Genomic DNA, 17,349 nt, shown 5'->3' on the forward strand with positions numbered 1-17,349 from the left:
TCAGCTGATCGCCAGGTGCTGGGTGAGGGTGTTCCCCGCGTAGCCGTTCACCCCGAACCGCCCCGACGCGTACGCGGTGTCCGTGGCGTCGATGACCGGAGCGGCACCGTGGTCGAGCCAGACCTGGATGCGGGCGCCCGTCGTCCGCACGGTCAGGTGATACGTGCGGCCCTCGATGATCGGCGTCGCGTACGTCGCGATGTCGCGGCCGGGGCGCCACAGCTTGACCAGCCCGCCGCTGTCGACGTTCGCGGTGTAGCCGGTGCCGTCGGCGGCCGCGCGGAAGGTCAGGCCGGCCGCCGTGCCGTTGGTGACCGACACGTCGCCGTCGTAGGTGAAGTCCGTTCCGGTGCGGTCGCTGAGGTAGAAGCCGTCGTCGGGCGAGCGGCCGCGGAGGCCGTCCGGGGTGGTGGTCCAGGTGCCACCCCGGGCGGTCCAGGCGCCGGAGGTGAACGCGTCCAGGCCGCCGGCGCCGGTGTTCAGGTTCTGCACGGTCGCCGTCCCATGGTAGGCGTTCGCGCCGAACCGGCCCGACGCGTAGACGTCGTCGGTGGCGTCGATGACCGGCGTGCTGCCGTGGTCGAGCAGGACCTGGATGCGGGAGCCGGTCGTGCGCACCTCCAGGTGGTGGGTGCTGCCGGCCGCGATGGGTGTGGCGTACGTCGCGATGTCGCGGCCGGGCCGCCACAGCTTCACCACGCCGCTTGTGTCGATGTTGGCCGTGTAACCGGCGCCGTCGTCGGTCGCCCGGAACGTCAGCCCGGCCGCCTGCGCGGTGTCCAGCCGGACGTCGCCCTGGTAGACGGCGTCGCCCGCGGTGCTCGCGGCGAGGTAGAAGGCGTCGCCGGTGGCCCGCGCCTGCTTCCCGCCGCTGGTGTCGGTCCACGAGCCGCCGGCCGCGTGCCACGGGCCGGCGAGGTTGCTCTCCAGCGTCGACTGCGCGGTGCCCCAGCTCGTGCTGAGCCGGGTGAACTTCGCGCTCTTCAACCGCACCTGGCCGCCCGTCGCGAACAGCCGGATGCCCTGGCTGACCGCGGCGGAGTCGAAGTTCACGTTGTCGGCCACGGAGAACCGGCCGTCGCCGCCGAAGACCTCGAGCTGGCCGCGGTCGACCAGCAGCCGCAGGGTGACCTCGCCGTTCGTGGGCGCCAAGGGCTTCCCGTAGAGCGTGCCCGCCGCGCGGTCGTAGACGACGGTCCGGTCGGCGCTGCCGTCGGAACGGCTGTGCAGCGCGAAGCCGAACTGCGCGGCGGTCGCGCTCGCGACGTCGAAGGTCGCGGTGATCTCGTAGGTGTCGGCGAGGATCCCGCCGAAGAGGTTGCTCCCGGGGCTCACGGTCTGGTTCTGCCAGCTCCGGCTGTCGGCCCGCAGTGAATCCAGCTCGGCGACCGGCGTCCGCGTGATCTGGGGCCCGTCGGGTGAGCCGACGAGCTTCAGCTCCGCCGGGAAGGTGGCGTCGCCGGTCCAGGTGCTGCCGCGGTTGCCGCCTTGCCAGGCCATCTGCACGACGCGGCCGCCCGGCGCGTTCGAGAACGTCTCGGCGGCGTAGAACGTGCCGCCGGCGAACGTGGTGCCCTGGTTCATCTTCTTCGGCTGCGGCCGGTCGGTGCGGAACGTCCTGCCGTCGAACGAACCGACGACGTACTCGCTCGTCGCCGACGTCAGCACCCACTGCTGCGTGCCGTTCAGCGTCATCGGGAACAGGTCGGGGCATTCGAAGAGCCAGTCCGCCGCGTACCGGCTGGCGAAACTCCAGTGCAGCAGGTCGGGTGAGGTGTAGACGTCGACGCCCCGGCCGCCGCGATCGGACCACACGACCATCGCCCACTGCCGGCGCGCGGCGTCCCAGACCACCTTCGGGTCCCGGCTCTCCTCCGGGATCTCGATCTGCTTGCGCCCCTTGTCGTACGGCTGGAAGCTGCGGCCGTTGTCGTTGCTGTAGTAGACGCCGACGCCGTTCGTGTTGGTGAACACGATGATCGGGTCGAGCGGGCCGGTCTTCAGCCCCGACGTGTTGTCCCGGTCGACGACGCCGCCGCCGGAGAACAGGATGCCGGGGTGCACGTCCGGCTCCAGCGCGATCGGCTTCTGCGTCCAGTGCACCAGGTCCGGGCTGGTGGCGTGGCCCCAGTGCATCGTGTCCCATTCGAGGCCGTGCGGGTTGTGCTGGTAGAAGAAGTGGTAGAGGCCGTTGGCGTAGACCAGGCCGTTGGGATCGTTCATCCACCCGGCCTGCGAGCTGAAGTGGAACTGCCCCCGGAACGGCTCCTGGTAGGTGGTCGCCGGGTACGGGAACTCCGGGTAGCCGGCCACGGTGCCCGCGCTGGCGGGGCTCACGGGCACGAGGACCGCCAGGGCGGCGAGGAGAACTACGAGCGACACACGGGCGATCCGGACCACGAGGCCCACCCTCTTCGGAGACAACGTTGTCAGCATCGACGATGGCACAGGTGAGACGCCGGCCACAACGGCGGATCGGGGGGTTTCGCGAGACTTGAGCGGACAGAAATCCCGGGCTGCCCCTGGCCGGACGTCCTCGCCGTGCCTCGTCAGGGCCGTCGCGGTGTTCCGTCGCCTTGTTCCGAGGCGGCCATACGCCGGGTGAGGGCGGTGCCCGATCGCCTCCGCCGAGGTCACGAACGGGCGTCGACGTCGAAGCCGGCGCCGCGCAGGGTCGCGTCGTACGCCGCGCGCAGGTCGTCGTCGGACTCGACGAGCAGCACTCGCACGCCGATCGGACCTACATCTGGTCGGACCTACACCTGGTCGGACTGCTGGAAGACGTACTCCTCGAGGCGCCGAGCCAGTTCCCGGCGGGTGCCGGGAACGGCGGTGATCCGGTGCTTCTCCGCGACTCGCCCGGCGGCGGCGTCGTCCACGAAGCGGGCCACCTCGTCCGGTGGCGGGACGAGCTCCTCGCCCGGCCAGCGCGCGAGGACGACCGTGTCTTCACTGGGCGCGGTCTCCACCGCGACCGTCCAGCCGCGGCGTTCGCTCCACACCAGCATCACGTCGTGGCGCGGGCGGCCCGGCCAGGGACGGGACAGCCCGAGGTAGGCCGTGGCCGTGTCGCTGATCTCGATCGTCGTCCCCTCCGCAGGCACTCCGATCGCGGCGGCGACGGCTTGGACGTACGCACCGAGCCCGCGCTCCAGCGCCCGGATCAGGTCCGGTTCCGAGGACTCCATAAGCGTCACGTTAGCCGTCCGCCTCCGGTCGCGCCGATCGGTACCACGCGGACCCGGCGCGTGGGACGGCCCCGCGCGGGGTACCCGGCGGGCTTCCCACAGAATGAAACGGAGAACCCCATGACCGAGGTCAGCCGGGTGGTCGACGCGCCGCCGCAGACCGTTTTCGCCGTACTCGCCGACGGCTGGTCCTACGGCGGGTGGGTGGTGGGCAGCTCGCACATCCGGGCCGTCGACCCGGGCTGGCCCGCCGTCGGCAGCCGGATCCACCACAGCGTCGGCTCCTGGCCGCTGCAGCTGCAGGACGAGACCACGGTCGTGGCGGTGGAGACCGGCCGCTCGCTGTCGCTGGAGGCGAAGGCGTGGCCGTCCGGCGCCGCCGCGGTCGGCATCACGCTGGTCCCGCACGACGGCGGCGCGCGGACGCTGGTCCGGATGACCGAGCACGTCGTGCGCGGGCCGGCCAAGGTGCTGCCGGAGGCCGTGCAGGGACTGTTCCTGCGACCCCGCAACACCGAGTCGCTGGCGCGGCTGGGCGACCTGGCGGTCGGCCGGCGGGCGCCCGCGCGCTCGTGACCGGTGCTCCACAGTGGACGGACGCGCGAGTGCATCGAATTCGGATCGGTTTGTTCTCGCGCCGAGCGGGTAGCCGTGGGGTGGCCGTGCACTGCAGGTGCGGTACCCGAGACCACGAAAAGGAGCTGACCGCGGCATGAGCACGATCACCAAGTCCGTCGATGTCGAAGCCGACGTGAGCACCGTCTACAACCAGTGGACCCAGTTCACCGACTTCCCCCGGTTCATGGACGGCGTCGACCGCATCGACCAGGTGGACGACACCCACACCCACTGGACCATCAGCGTCGCCGGCGTCACCAAGCAGTTCGACGCGACGATCACCGAGCAGAACCGCGACGAGCGGATCGCCTGGAAGTCCGACTCCGGCCCGAACCACGCCGGTGTCGTGACCGTGCACCGCCTCGACGACGCCCACACCCGGGTCACCGTCCAGATGGACATCGACCCCGAGGGCTTCGTGGAGAACGTCGCCGACAAGACCGGCATCCTCGACCACCGCGTCCAGGGTGACCTCGACCGCTTCAAGAAGTTCATCGAAACCCGCGACGGTCACGAGACCGGCGCCTGGCGCGGCGACGTCGACCGTCCCGGCCAGCACCCGAAGTAACCCCCGCCGCGTCGGACAGGACGCGCACGGACCGCGGTGGGCTCTGCCGAGGGGCCCATCGCGTCACCGGACGGCCGGCTCCCTCCGTGAGATCCATCCGGGGGCCGGCCGTTCGGCACGACGGCTGTAACGATCATGCAGCGAATCGCGTCTTCCTTCTCAGACGGAGACCACAGGCGCGGTCGTCGTCGACCACCGGTGCCGGTGCCCGCGGCCCAGGACGGCTTCCCCCCGACCGTCCCGGGTTGTGCGGGCACCGGCATCGGCGTGCCCGGGCCACACCGTCCATTGAGGACACCATGACGATCGGTGACGCCGCCCTCCGGCGAACGGGCGACCCCGGCCGGCGGGCATTCACCGGAATGCCAGGTTTCGCACCGCGGGCGGCGCGGGAATGCCTCTAGCGCGACCCGCTCGGTTTTTCCCCTCGCGAGCGGGCCGAGGTCCCGGGTTCCGCCGCGTTCACTCCCCCCTCGGCACGGCGGCACCGGGACCGCACACCGGGTCGTGGGCGCGGATCCGCGCCCACGACCCGGCGCCGGGACCGGCCGTCACTCCCGTGGCACCGTGATCAAGGAGGACGGCCTGCGATGCAGCCGACACGCACCCACAACGAGCCGCGGGTGGTCGCCCTGGAGGTCGCCGACGACTTCGGCGAGCTGCCCGCGGTCCGGGCGTGGGCCCACCGGGTGCTGCGGGACCTGCCCGAACGGCAGCGGCTCGACGTGGTCCTGGTGCTCGACGAGCTGACCTCGAACGCCCTCCGGCACGGCGAACCCCCGCGTCAGGTCCGACTGCTGCGCAAGCGCGGCTGGATCTGCCTCGAAGTCGACGACGCCTGCCTCGACCCCGCGTGCCGCCGTCCCCCGTCGGACAGCGGCGGGCACGGCCTCGAGATCGTCGTCGCGATCTCGGTCTCCTGGGGCCAGCGGCAGCGCAGCACCGGGAAGACCGTGTGGGCGGAGATCGACCTCACCCGGCCTCCCGCGACGCTCTGATCCCGCCCTCCCGTCCGCCCGTTGTGGCGTAGCACACCCGGCTGAGTGGTCTTTGCAGACTTGTCCTGTCGACGCCCCTTCGAGGTAAGCGGGACGTGGCCGCGCGCGAGGCTACTTCCCGGTAGCATGCGGCTGGTGACGGACAGCCACGACGGACAGCCGGACCGGACGCGCAAGGTGTCCCGCTTCGTCGACCTGCTGCGGGCGGCCGACCGGCGCCCGGGCCTCGTGCGATCCGCCCGCGTCGTGCGGCGGCTGGTCCCCGGCGACCGCGACCTCGGCGACGCGCTGTCGACGACCGCGGGCCACCCGTCCGACCGGGTGGCGCGGCTGCTGGCCGAGGCGAAAGCCGAGCAGCCCAGCGCGATGCGCGAGCTCGGCCTGGCCGCGGTGCAGGTGTGGCAGGCCGTCGCCCAGGGCCGCGAAAGCGACACCGGCGAGACGACGATCGTGTTCACCGACCTGGTCGGCTTCTCCAGCTGGGCCCTCGACGTCGGCGACGCGCGGGCCCTGGACCTGCTGCGCGCGGTGTCGACCGCGAGCGAGGCGACGATCGCCCGCCACCGCGGCCGCGTCGTGAAAGGCCTCGGCGACGGCTTGATGGCCGCCTTCGCCGACCCCGCGGCCGCGGTCGAGGCCGCGTACGAGACGTGCGGCGCGGTCAGCGCGATCGACCTCGACGGCTACCGCCCCCAGCTGCGGGCGGGGCTGCACACGGGCCGCCCACGCCGGGTCGGGCGCGACTACTTCGGCGTCGACGTCAACATCGCGGCCCGGATCATGGACGCGGCCGGCGGCGGCGAGGTCCTGATCACCGGCGACGTCCTAGCGAACCTCGACCGCGACCGGTTCACCGTCCGCCGTCGCCGCAAGTTCCGCGCGAAGGGCGCGCCCACCGACCTCGAAGTGTTCTCGGTGGTCCCCCGCTACGGATCCGAAGGCCCGCCGTGGTCGTGAGTGGTTAGGGCGGTTAGAACCGCCCTAACCACTCACGACCGGCTGCGGCAGACTCGGCTACCGCGTCTCGCGACGGCCCGAAGCGACCACTGCCGGGATCGGCGCACCGTTGATCACGAACTGCGAACCCGGCTCGACGACGACGTTGCCCGTCGACGAGTTCGTGATCGCCACGTTCGTCAGCGTCGCGCTGCCGCGGGCGCCGCTCATCGCGAGGATGCCCGCGCCGTTGTCCGACTTGTCGATCTTGACGTTCGTGACGGCCGCGGTCACCACGCCGCCACCCGTCTTGAACTGGATGCCGTCGTAGGTCGAGTCGTGGATCTCGGTGTCCCGCAACGTCACCCCCGGGATGTCCTTGCTCTGCGCGAAGAACGTGATCGCGCCGAACTTCTGCTGCTCGCCCCAGAACACGCCGCCGCAGCGGTAGAGGGCGTTGTTGGCGATCGTCGTCTGCCCGGAGAACGGCAGCGGGTCGTGGTCGGTCGCCAGCATGATGCCCGGGTAGTTCATCGTGTCGTAGACGAGGTTGTTCTCGATCTTGTTGCCGTAGCCACCGTAGATCGCGATCCCGTTGGCACGCCACGGAAGCTGGATCGTGTTGTTGGTGAACACGTTGTCGTGCCCGATGTCCACCGACGGGTCCTTCACGTACTGGCTAGCCCACACCGCGAGCGAGTCGTCACCGGTGGTGCGGAACGACGAGTTGAACACCCGCGAGTTCCGGCTGCCGTTCGTGAGGTTGATGCCGTCGGCGTAGGTGTCGCGGATCCGCATGCCGCTGAACTCCAGGCCGTCGGCCGGACCCCACAGCGCCGGGATGTTGCCGTAGTCCCGGCCGACCCACACACCGACGTTAGCGTGCTCGATCCAGACGTTCGAGATCTTCGTGCCGGTGCCGAAGCGACCGTTGAGGCCGACGCCGCCTTCGGCGTTGCCGTCGCCGCCGCGGATCCGGCCGGAGCCGAAGATGGCGATGTCGGAGATCTGGACGTTCTTGTCGATGTCGAACCCGAAGTTGCCCTCGTGCGGGTGGTTGATGGTGCCCGCGTCCTGCGGCTGGATCAGCGAGTACAGCTGCGAGCGCCACATGCCGGCACCCTTGACCGTCACGTTGGAGATGCCGATCTGGTTGTACTGGCCGCCGCCGTTGGGCACGTTCGGGTCGTCGGTCAGGATCTTCTTCTCCTGCCGCCACTGCCCTTCCGGGATCCACACGCAGGCGATGACGCCGTTCTGGTCGTCGGTGACCGCGCGCTGGATCGCCGTCGAGTCGTCGACGCCGTCGTTCGGCACCGCGCCGTACTCCGTGATCGAGGTGCACTCCACCGGCTTCGCCGTCGCCGGGGCGACCTGCTCCAGGTCGACCAGGTCGAGGACGTAGAACGCCGCGTTGTCGCCGCTGTCCCGCTGCAGCTTGAACTTCGTGCCCGGCGGGTACGACTGCGCGAGCAGCGCGTGCGACTCGTCGAACAGGCGCCGCGCGTCTCCCCCGGGCCGGTTGGTGAGGCCCTCGGGGTCGTCGGTGGTGCCGTAGAGCCAGCTGTGCGTCGAAGAGAGCGTCAGCTTCTGGGCGAACGCGCCGTTGACGTACAGGCTGAGGGTGTAGTCCTGGCCGCCACCGGCCGCGGCGTCGGGCACCGAGTTGCGCACCACGATCGAGTTCGACTGGTTCGTGGAGGTGACCTCCACGTACTGGCCCTGGCTCGCCAGCCGCACGGACTGGCGGCCCGAGGACTCCGTCGCGAAGTTCGTGTGCCCGAACGTGCGCAGCGGGTCGGCCGTCAGCAGTTCGCCTTGGTACTGCGCGGCTTCCGCCTCGTACTCGGTGTACGGCACCGCCGCGCCGCGGCCCACGACGATGGCCCGCGAGAGCGCGTTGTTGGACTCGCTGGTCTCCGCGACGGTGTTGGTCGCGTCGGCCGTCGCCGTCAGGGTGGCGCCGCCGTTGGTGGCGGTCCAGGTGCCCGGCACCGCGACGTTCGCCGTGGCACCGGCCGCGATCGCGGCCGTGGCGGCGTCGAGGGTGGTGGCACCGACGGTCACCCGGGTGACGGACGCGCCCGCGCTGCTCGTGCCGCGGTTGTGCACCGCGACGGTGAACGACACCGCCGCGCCGACCGCCGGGTTCGGCGGGTTCGACGTGATGCCGGTGACCTCGAGGTCCGGCCCCGGCGCCTGCGCGATCACCAGCGACGTCGGTGACGTGTAGGTGTTGTTGGTGTCGTTCTGCTCGACCACGGTGTTGGTGGGGTCGACGGTCGCGGACACGCTGTAGGTGCCCTGCGGCCGGGTGCCCGCGTTCACGGTCACCGTGGTGGACGCGCCCGCGGCGAGCGCGCCGACGGCCGCGTTGCCGACGACGGTGCCGCCGAGGCTGACGTTCACGGTCGTCGCCGCGGCGTTCGCGGTACCCGCGTTCTTCACGGTCGCGGACACCGCGACCTGGCTGGTCTCGGTCGGGTTCGCCGGGGTCCAGGACGTGCCGGTGACGACCAGGTCCGGGTTCGGCGCCGGCGTGCCGAGCACCTGGAATTCGGCGACCTGCCCGCCGGGCGCGCCGGAGTTGGCGGAGAACTGCAGCCGCAGGTCCGCGGCCCGGCCGCTGACCGGGATGGTCACCGAGTTCTGGTTGCCGGCCGGGTCGAAGCGGTAGTCGGCGCGGGCCTTCAGCGACGTGAACGCGGTCGCGCCCTGGTCACGGCCGAGGACCTCGAAGTTCTGCGTCCGCGCGCCCCAGGCCGCGTCCGGGTTGAGCTTGACGACGACCGAGTCGAGGTCGGCGTTGGCGCCGAGCTTCACCGTCAGCGTGTTCGGGTAGCCCGCGGCGGACTCCCAGTACGTGGCGGTGTTGCCGTCGTTCGCGTTGGTCGCGACGAAGTTGTTGACCGTCGAAGACGCTTCGATCGGCTTGCCCACAGCGAGGTTCTGGCCGACTTGGGTGCCTTGGCGCACCACGTGGTTGCTGTCGGCGGACTCGTTGCCGGCGGCGTCCCTGGCCCGCACGAAGTACTCGACGCGGGTGCCCGCGGGCCGCGTCTCGCCGAACGTGGTGCCGGTGACCGTCGTGACGGGCGCGTTGTCGCGGTAGACGGTGTAGCCGGTGACGCCGACGTTGTCCGTCGAAGCCGACCAGCTCAGCCCGATCTGGCCGGAGCCGGGCTCGGTCAGCGCGAGGTTCGCGGGCGCGGACGGCGCCTGCGTGTCGCCGGTGTCCGCGCCGTAGAGCTCGAACTCCGAGAGCTGCGCGGCGGGCCACTGCGTGTTGGCCGTGATGTTCAGCCGCACGTACCGGGTCGACGCCGTCACCGGGATCGTGACGGTGTTGCCAGAGGGGGCGAACGCGTACCCCTTCGACGCGACGAGGTCGGTGAACGAGGTGCCGTCGGTGCTGCCGCGCACGGCGAGCGTCTGGGTGCGGGACTCCCAGGCCGCGGGCAGCTTCAGCACGACCCGCGAGAGGGCCTTGGCCGAGCCGAGGTCGGCCTGGAGCCACTGCGGGAAGGCGTTGTTCGCGGACTCCCAGTAGGTGTCCTGGTTGCCGTCGACGGTGTTGGCGACGGGGTAGCCGGGCAGCGCGCTGCTGGCCGACACGGTGCGGGTCAGCGGCACTTCGGCGAGCGCGGCCGGCCGGACTTGGGCGGTTTCCGGAGGTGGCGGTGGTGGCGCACCGGCCGCGGAGGCGAGCCCGGTGAAGGTGAGCCCCGCAGCGAGGAGACCTGCGACGAGCCGGGACAGGCGCATACGTGTCATGGCGTCTTCTCTTCTTCGAGACAGCAGGAGGGGAGCCAGAGTCGTACGAGCATGCAACAACCGGGAGACGATCTGCAAGAACTTGACATGGATGAGTAAATTTACGACTAAGCGGCGTTGCTCCATCAGGAGGACGCCACTTGGTCGCGCGCGTTTGTCGGTCTACAAAGGACGGAGGTCGCGACGGCGGGGGCCGGCCGGGGTCGCTGGGTTCGCTGAGGCGCCGGACCGCTGAGGTTCGCCGGATTCGCTGAGCCGCCGGACCGCTGAGGTTCGCAGGGCCGCTGAGGTTCGCCGGATCGCTGGGGTTCGCCGGATTCGCTGAGCCGCCGGACCGCTGAGGTTCGCCGGATCGCTCGGGTTCGCCGGGTCTCGCCCGGCTGAGCTGGCGGGGTCGCCGAGCAGCTGATCACCGGGTCGCTGAGCGCCGGATTCGCCGGGTCGCCGGATTCGCCGGGTCGCGCCCGGCCGGGTTGGTGGAGTCGCCGGGTCACCGGGTTACGGCCGGTCGGGGGTCGCCGCGAGGCCGCTGGGTTCGCCGGGGAATGTGGGGCCTTCGCCTGCCCGAAGGCCGCGTCAGCTGCCGGCGAAGTCCTGGGTCAGCCAGACCGAACCGTGGGAGTCTCGGGTGACGACGATGCCGATGCGGGTGAACGAGGTGCTCAGGATGTTGCGGCGGTGGCCGTCATTCGGGGGCTTCTCGTCGATCATGCTCTGGGTCAGGCCGAGAGCCATCCGCGCGATCGGGTCGGTCGCGTCGGCGACCGGGCCGCCGGTGCCGATGTTCTCGCCGGCCGAGTTCCACTGCGCGCCCGCCGCGTGCTCGCGGTCGCCGAGCGGGGCCTCGCCGGGGCACTGGTGCGACAGGCCGCACCCGCCGGCCATCGTCCGGTTGTGCGCCGCGGCGCCGGTGACCAGCGCGGGATCCATCCGCAGCGCGGCCAATCCGGCGGCGGCGCGCTGGTCGTTGATCAGCGCGAGGACCCGTTCCTCGGGAGTCAGGACCCGCGGCTTCGCCGAGGTGGGCGCCGGCGGTGCGGCGGCCGTCGGCGTCGGACTCGCTTGCGTGGACGCCGCTGCCGAGGTGCTCGCCACCGGCGCGGAGGTCGGGGCGGCGGTCGTGCCGGGTTCGGTCACGGGCGCCGGAGCGGGCTCGGACGTGCCCCCGGACAACGCGGCCGGCGGCTGGACCGGCTGGCCGGGCTGGGAAAGCGCCACGGCCCCGGCCACGCCGAGAGCACAGACGATGGCCGCGCCGGCGGCCGCGAGGAAGGGTTTTGTGGCCAGGAATCGAGCGAGGGCACCCGCCGCCACAGCAGTGCCCGCCGCGGCAGCACCGGCACCCGCCGCCGTGCCCACCCCGGCCGCGGCACCCGCACCCGCGGCCGCACCACTTGCGGCGCCACCCGCAGCGCTCCCGGCACCAGCACCCGCAGCCATCCCACCTCCGGTGGCGGCACCACCACTCCCCGCGGCGCCAATCGCGCCACCCCCGGCACCAGTACCCGCAGCCATCCCACCTCCGGTGGCAGCACCACTCCCGGCACCACCACTCCCCGCGGCACCAATCGCGCCACCCCCGGCACCACCGCCCGCAGCACTGCCCCCGGCGAGACCTCCCCCGGCCGCGAGCGGGCCGACTGCGGCCGGTCCCGAAACCACGTCCCCCAGGTTCGCCAGCAGCTGCGGCAGGTACCCGAACGGGAGCGCCAGCAGGGCCGCGCCCGTGAGGATCCGGTCCACCGGGACCGCGTCGTCCGTCTCGCGGCGACAGTGCGCGCACTCTTCCACGTGCCGCAGGAAACGCTTGCGCCACAACGGTCCCGGGCGTCCGGACCAGCCCGCCGACGCCTGATCCAGGCGCGCGCACCGCGGCTCGGCGGCCAACGCGCGCACCAGCGGGCGGATCGTCTCCAAGCGGGTCTTCAGCCGGCTCACGCGGACCGTCACCAGGTGGGCGTCCAGGCGCAGGGCCTCCGCCACCTCCGTGCGGGTCAGGTGCCCCGCACGCTCGAGCGTCCACAGGGCCAGCAGTTCGCGGTCCGCCGGGTCGAGCCAGCGGGCCGCCTCGTCGACCTCGCGGCGCTGCTCGGCGATGTGCAGCCGGGCCAGGGCGATCTCCGCGAACTCGGCGCCCGGGTCCGGGCGCTCGTCGTACTCGGCCAGCGGGTCCGGGGCCGCGCTCCGGCGGCGGTGGTGCTCGCGGAGCTGGTTGATCGTCACGGCGACCAGCCACGACCGGAACCGGGCCGGCTCCCGCAGGGTCTCGATGCCCCGCAGGACGCGCAGCATCGTCTCCTGCACGACGTCGTCGACGTCGGCGTCGGACGAGAGCGCGCGGCCGGCGATGCTGTAGACCAGCGGCAGGTAGGCGGCCACCAGGGCGTCGAGCGCCGCCCGGTCGCCGGCCCGCGCGGCGACCACCTGCGACACGTCCACCTGCTCGAGCCGCTTCTGACCGATCACGTCCACACCCTCACTCCGCCGACGAATTCCCGTACGACCAGGAGACCGGGCCCGACCATCCTGGATCACAGAAACTTCGCTCGCGAGTGAGCCGGGTCACATTCGGCGCATGTTACAGTCGCGACTGTAATGGCTGGAGGGAGACGCGGGTGGACGAGGAAGCCTGGATCGAGCAGGTCTCGGCCTTCTTCGCGCGCCAGGAAGGGCTGCCGCCGATCACCGGGCGCATCCTGGGCTGGCTGATGATCTGCCAGCCCGCCGAGCAGTCCGCGGCCGATATCGCCGCCGGGATCAAGGCGAGCCGCGCGTCGATGACGGCGAACATCCGCTCCCTGACCGCCACCGGGCTGGTCCGCCGCTACACCCGGGCGGGCGACCGCACCGCCTACTACCGGCTCGACGACCAGGGCTGGGAAACCGCGGTCCGCCGGCGCATCGAAGGGATGAGCGCCTTCGAGGACGTCCTCCACCAGGGCCTCGACCTCGTCGGCCCGGACGCCGAACGCGCGTCCCGGCTGCGCGCCGCGCAATCGGTCTACCACTGGGTCGGCTCGCTCCTGCGACAGCCGGAGAACGGAGACCCCCGATGACCGAACAGGTCCGCCTGAGCCAGGAGAAGGAAACCCTGTTGATGGCGCTGTACCTGCGCGCCCTCGACAACCGCCGCCCGAAGCCGATCCTCGGTGACCCGTTCGCGCAGGACGTCGTCGACCGGATCGGCTACGACTTCGGCCGGCTCGGCAACCTCAAGGGCAACGCGCCCCTGATCGCGACCCGCGCCCGCCAGTTCGACGCCTGGACCCGCGACTTCCTCACCGGCCACCCCGACGGCCTGGTCCTGCATCTGGCGTGCGGCCTGGACAGCCGGCCGCTGCGCATCACCCGCCCGGCGACGGCCCAGTGGATCGACGTCGACTACCCCGACGTCATCGAACTCCGCGAACGCCTCTACGGACCGATCGACGGCGTCCGCACGGTGGGCTCGTCGGTCACCGAGGCCGCGTGGTGGGACGAGGTCCCGGCGGATCGGCCGGCTCTGGTGCTGGCCGAAGGGCTGCTGATGTACCTGGCCCCGGACGACGTGGACCGGCTGGTCGACCGGGCGCTGCGGCACTTCCCCACCGGCCGTCTCGTTTTCGACGGCGTCGCGCCGTGGGTCAAGACGATCGCGGGCCTGCAGCCCTCGATGCGCCGCGCGGACACCGGCTTCCGCTGGGCGATGCCCGCGCCGGAGGCCTTCGCCACCGAGCACCCGCCGCTGCGGCTGCTCGACGAGCGCTCCGCCGTCGACCTCATCGGCGGGCACCAGAGCGGCGCCGCAGCCCGGACGGTCACGCGGGCGTTCGCCCACGTGCCGCCGGTCCGCGACGCCATGCGGTTCCTGCGCTACGGCTTCACGCGGTGAACGCCGTCGCGAAGACGTGCAGCTGCTTGTTCGCCGGCAGCGTCAGGTACGCGACCTGCTTCGACGCCGTCAGCGGCACGGAAGCCGCGTAGAGACTCACCTTCTGGTCGTGCGGGTACGTACTCCCCGCGGGGCGGTTCCAGTACGGCGTCGTCGCCACGAGCACACAGCCGGCCACGGCCTGGTTGGCGTACCAGTCCGCGACGGTCAGCGTCGAGGTGGACGTCGTGCCATCGGCGTAGGTCACGGTGACCGGGCCGCTCTGCGTGCCGTTCGTGCCGGTGGTCAGCAGGTTCAGCGCCGTCCCCGAGCCGGTCAGGGTGACGCTCTGGCCGGCCGTGGTCACCGTGTCCGGCTGCCCAGCGGGGACGTCGGGCCAGGTGAACGTCGCCGTGCCGCTCGTGACCGGGCCGCCGGGGTGGACGCCCACCGAGTCCAGGGCCTGGGCGGAGAAGCTGAAGCCCGCGCCGTCGAGGTTGCCCGGCGCCGGGTTCGCGTCGTCGGTGACGCCGACGTCCGTGTAGGCAGCGGCCAGGTTCGGGTAGGCGACCTGCGTGCTCGCCGTGCCCCGGACCGAGCCACCCGCGTACCGGGTGGTGGCGGACAACGGGACCGGGCCGGGCGCCGCCGACGCGCCGACCGTCACCGCCCAGGTGGTCGGCACCGACTCACCCGGCCGGACCGTCCGGGCGACGGCCGGGGTCCGCGGGGTCGCCTTCCAGCCCGCCGGGACGGCCAGGCTGGTCGAAGCGTCGTGCACGGCTTCCGTGGCGCCGTTGGTGAAGGTGGTCGTCACCGAGAGGGTCTTTCCGGGCGCCGCGATCGCGGGTGCGGCCACCTTGGTGAACCGCGGCCCGGTCGTCCGGTCGACACGGAACCCGCCCGACAGCGGGAGGTTCCGGGACGAGTCGCCGACGCGGACGGTGTACCGGCCGACGCCGAGTTCCCACGCGTGCGCGTCGGTGCTCCAGTACGACGCGTCCTGCGCGGTCAGCTCGAACCGGACCCGTTGCGTCTGGTGCGGCTGGAGATCCACCTTCTGGAAGCCCTTGAGCTGGTTGACCGGCTCCCCGGTGGACGCCGGATCGCTCAGGTACAGCTGGGCGACCTCGGCACCGCGCCGCGCGCCCGTGTTCGTGACGTCGGCGCTGATCGAGAGCCGGCCGTTCTCCCGCATCGTGTCGCCGTCCACCTTCAGGTTCGAGAACCGGAAGTTCGTGTACGAGAGCCCGAAACCGAAGGGGTACAACGGGGTCAGGTTCTTCCGGTCGTACCAGCGGTAGCCGACGTCGAGGCCTTCGGAGTACTGGACCTTGCCGGCGACACCCGGCCACTGCTCCGGAGTGGACGCCGGAACCTGATCCAGGGACGTCGGGAACGTCACCGGCAGCTTGCCCGACGGCGCGACGTCGCCGAAGAGCAGCGACGCGATCGCGTGGCCCGCCTCCTGGCCCGGGTACCACGCCTCGAAGACACCCTTGACCTTCGCCAGCCACGGCATCGTCACCGCGGAGCCGGTGTTGAGCACGACGACGGTGTTCGGGTTGGCCGCCGCGACGGCGTCGATCAGCTTGTTCTGGTCGGCGGGCAGGTCGATGTCGGCGAGGTCGCCGCCTTCGGACTCGTAGTCGTTGGCGTAGACGACCGCGACGTCGGACTTCGCGGCGAGCGCGGCCGCCTGCCCGACGAGGTCCTCCCCCGGCGGCAGCCAGCCGAGGCTGACCGAGGCGTCGCCGCCGCCCTGGTAGTAGTCGACCTCGACCTGGACCGGCTGGCCCGCGGTCAGCGGGACCTGCGCGGTCTTGGTCTGCGCGCCGTGGTCGCCCCAGTTGTCGATCACCTGCTGACCGCCGACGAGGAGCCGGCTGCCGTCGTCGCTGGTCAGGCCGAGGGTGTACGTGCCGGTCGCGGGCGCGGTGAGCGTGCCGGTCCACTTGGCCGAGAAGTTCGTCGCGGGCACGCCGGGCGCGGGCGCCCCGCTGAACGTGAACGCCACTTGCGGGTCGGTGCGGGTCACCACCGGCGTCCCGGACGAGTCGGTGTTCGCGTAGTAGTCCCCCTGCAGGCCGGTGCCGGTGCCCGACGGCGGCTTGAGCGCACTGCTCTCGATCGGGGGCAGCGCGCTGCCGGTGCCGAGGTTGCCCTGCGCGTACTCGACGTCGATGCCCGAGCCCGCCCGCGCCTTGATTCCGTCGAACGGCGTGACCGTGCCGGTGCCCGCGATGTGCGCGCTGCCGCCGCCGGAGCTGAGCGTGTTCTTGCCCGCGCCGTCGCCGATCACCGCGACCGAGTGCAGCTTACGGCTGTCCAGCGGCAGCAGGTTGTCGTTCTTGAGCAGGACCGTGCCGTCCTCGGCGGCCTTCTTCGCCACTGAGAGGTGCGAAGCGGTCGACGCCGCCGCGTCCGGCGTGTCGGCGGACGGGTGGTCGAACAGCCCGAAGCGGAACTCCTCGCGCAGGATGCGGGTGACCATGTCGTCCAGCCGGGACTGCGGCACCTGTCCACTTTGGACGGCTGTCTTCAGTGTGGCGCCGAAGAAGTCCTGGCCGGGCATCTCCATGTCCATCCCGGCGTTCGCCGACGGCGCCGCGCTGTGCGTGGCGCCCCAGTCCGACGTGATGAAGCCGTCGAAGCCGAAGTCCTGCTTCAGGATGTCGTTCAGATACGGGTTCTCACACGCGTAGGTGCCGTTGATCGAGGAGTACGAGCACATCGCCGACGACGGCTTGGCCTTCGCGACGACGTTCCCGAACGCGCTGGCGTAGATCTCGTGCACGGTCCGGTCGTCGATCACCGCGTTGTCGGCCGTGGTGTTGCGGTTCTCCTCCTGGTTGTAGACGGCCCAGTGCTTCACCTGCGCCATCACCCCCTGGGACTGGACGCCGTCGATGTCGGCCGCGCCCATCTGCCCGGCCAGGTAGGGATCTTCGCTGTAGGACTCGAACGCCCGCCCCCAGCGCGGATCGCGGACGATGTTGATCGTCGGGCCGAGGTCGACGTCGACCCCCTTTGTCTTGTCCTCGGCGCCGATCACCGACCCATAGGTCTTGGCCAGCGAGGCGTCGAACGACGCGGCCACGGCGGACGCGGCGGGCAGCTGGGTGGTGTTGCCCAGGTTCACGCCCAGCGGGCCGTCCTCCATCTTCAGCGACGGGACGCACAGCCGGTCGTTGCCCGCGACGCGGCCGGTGTAACCGCCCGCCGCGGTGCCGTGCACCATCGTGATCTTCTCGTCCAGGGTCATCTGCCCGAGCACCTGCGCGACCCGTTTCTCCACGGGCGCATGGGATCCCACCCAGGGACAAGCGGAAGGCGACGCGGGCGCGGCCTCGGCCGCGGCGGGGACGGTCGTGCCGGTGATCAGCACGGCCGCGATCAGGGCTGCTCCACGCCGTT

11 protein-coding genes are annotated in these 17,349 nt (G+C 71.7%); 6 read left to right on the forward strand and 5 right to left on the reverse strand.

Features of this window, described 5'->3' with window-relative positions; genetic code table 11:
- Complete coding sequence (locus OHS18_RS10115) at positions 1-2,424, reverse strand: glycoside hydrolase family 32 protein (protein WP_328616773.1); 2,424 nt, start codon at positions 2,422-2,424, stop codon at positions 1-3.
- Positions 2,425-2,756: 332 nt separating this feature from the next.
- Positions 2,757-3,188, reverse strand: a complete 432-nt coding sequence (locus tag OHS18_RS10120) for a DUF6292 family protein (RefSeq protein ID WP_328453671.1) — start codon at positions 3,186-3,188, stop codon at positions 2,757-2,759.
- A gap of 120 nt (positions 3,189-3,308) precedes the next feature.
- On the opposite strand from OHS18_RS10120, the gene OHS18_RS10125 reads away from it, so the two are divergent.
- The 4 genes from OHS18_RS10125 to OHS18_RS10140 all read left to right on the forward strand — a co-directional run bounded on the left by OHS18_RS10125 (position 3,309) and on the right by OHS18_RS10140 (position 6,329).
- Positions 3,309-3,764, forward strand: a complete 456-nt coding sequence (locus OHS18_RS10125) for an SRPBCC family protein (protein WP_328453669.1) — start codon at positions 3,309-3,311, stop codon at positions 3,762-3,764.
- Positions 3,765-3,900: 136 nt separating this feature from the next.
- A complete protein-coding gene (locus OHS18_RS10130; protein ID WP_328453667.1) occupies positions 3,901-4,374 on the forward strand; it encodes an SRPBCC family protein in 474 nt (157 codons plus the stop codon).
- A gap of 590 nt (positions 4,375-4,964) precedes the next feature.
- The gene (locus tag OHS18_RS10135) at positions 4,965-5,372 is read left to right on the forward strand and encodes an ATP-binding protein (protein WP_328453665.1); all 408 of its coding nucleotides are present in this window, start codon (positions 4,965-4,967) and stop codon (positions 5,370-5,372) included.
- Between the two features lie 126 nt (positions 5,373-5,498).
- The gene (locus OHS18_RS10140) at positions 5,499-6,329 is read left to right on the forward strand and encodes an adenylate/guanylate cyclase domain-containing protein (RefSeq protein ID WP_442875357.1); all 831 of its coding nucleotides are present in this window, start codon (positions 5,499-5,501) and stop codon (positions 6,327-6,329) included.
- A 57-nt stretch (positions 6,330-6,386) separates the two neighbouring features.
- Here the strand turns inward: OHS18_RS10140 and OHS18_RS10145 are convergent, their stop codons facing one another.
- A complete protein-coding gene (locus OHS18_RS10145) occupies positions 6,387-10,073 on the reverse strand; it encodes a CARDB domain-containing protein (RefSeq protein WP_442875413.1) in 3,687 nt (1,228 codons plus the stop codon).
- Positions 10,074-10,658: 585 nt separating this feature from the next.
- Positions 10,659-12,548, reverse strand: a complete 1,890-nt coding sequence (locus OHS18_RS10150; RefSeq protein ID WP_328616776.1) for a sigma-70 family RNA polymerase sigma factor — start codon at positions 12,546-12,548, stop codon at positions 10,659-10,661.
- Between the two features lie 149 nt (positions 12,549-12,697).
- On the opposite strand from OHS18_RS10150, the gene OHS18_RS10155 reads away from it, so the two are divergent.
- Both OHS18_RS10155 and OHS18_RS10160 read left to right on the forward strand, forming a co-directional pair.
- Positions 12,698-13,138 (forward strand): GbsR/MarR family transcriptional regulator, encoded by a 441-nt coding sequence (locus OHS18_RS10155; protein WP_328616777.1) that lies wholly within the window; start codon positions 12,698-12,700, stop codon positions 13,136-13,138.
- Positions 13,135-13,953 carry a class I SAM-dependent methyltransferase gene (locus tag OHS18_RS10160; protein ID WP_328616778.1) on the forward strand — a complete coding sequence of 273 codons (819 nt, stop codon included), beginning with the start codon at positions 13,135-13,137 and terminating at the stop codon, positions 13,951-13,953. Before OHS18_RS10155 ends, OHS18_RS10160 begins: the two co-directional genes overlap by 4 nt.
- Here OHS18_RS10160 and OHS18_RS10165 read toward each other — a convergent pair.
- Complete coding sequence (locus tag OHS18_RS10165) at positions 13,943-17,230, reverse strand: glycoside hydrolase family 3 C-terminal domain-containing protein (protein WP_328616779.1); 3,288 nt, start codon at positions 17,228-17,230, stop codon at positions 13,943-13,945. The genes OHS18_RS10160 and OHS18_RS10165 overlap by 11 nt on opposite strands.
- Positions 17,231-17,349: the final 119 nt, after the last annotated feature.

It is taken from the genome of Amycolatopsis sp. NBC_00355, assembly GCF_036104975.1.
Taxonomy (GTDB): domain Bacteria; phylum Actinomycetota; class Actinomycetes; order Mycobacteriales; family Pseudonocardiaceae; genus Amycolatopsis.

What these genes read in the sequence shown, in the direction of transcription:
- OHS18_RS10140 (WP_442875357.1), top strand. Translation starts at nt 5,499, where the DNA reads ATGCGGCTGGTGACGGACAGCCACGACGGACAGCCGGACCGGACGCGC.
- OHS18_RS10135 (WP_328453665.1), top strand. Translation starts at nt 4,965, where the DNA reads ATGCAGCCGACACGCACCCACAACGAGCCGCGGGTGGTCGCCCTGGAG.
- OHS18_RS10130 (WP_328453667.1), top strand. Translation starts at nt 3,901, where the DNA reads ATGAGCACGATCACCAAGTCCGTCGATGTCGAAGCCGACGTGAGCACC.
- OHS18_RS10145 (WP_442875413.1), bottom strand. Translation starts at nt 10,073, where the DNA reads ATGCGCCTGTCCCGGCTCGTCGCAGGTCTCCTCGCTGCGGGGCTCACC.
- OHS18_RS10125 (WP_328453669.1), top strand. Translation starts at nt 3,309, where the DNA reads ATGACCGAGGTCAGCCGGGTGGTCGACGCGCCGCCGCAGACCGTTTTC.
- OHS18_RS10120 (WP_328453671.1), bottom strand. Translation starts at nt 3,188, where the DNA reads ATGGAGTCCTCGGAACCGGACCTGATCCGGGCGCTGGAGCGCGGGCTC.
- OHS18_RS10160 (WP_328616778.1), top strand. Translation starts at nt 13,135, where the DNA reads ATGACCGAACAGGTCCGCCTGAGCCAGGAGAAGGAAACCCTGTTGATG.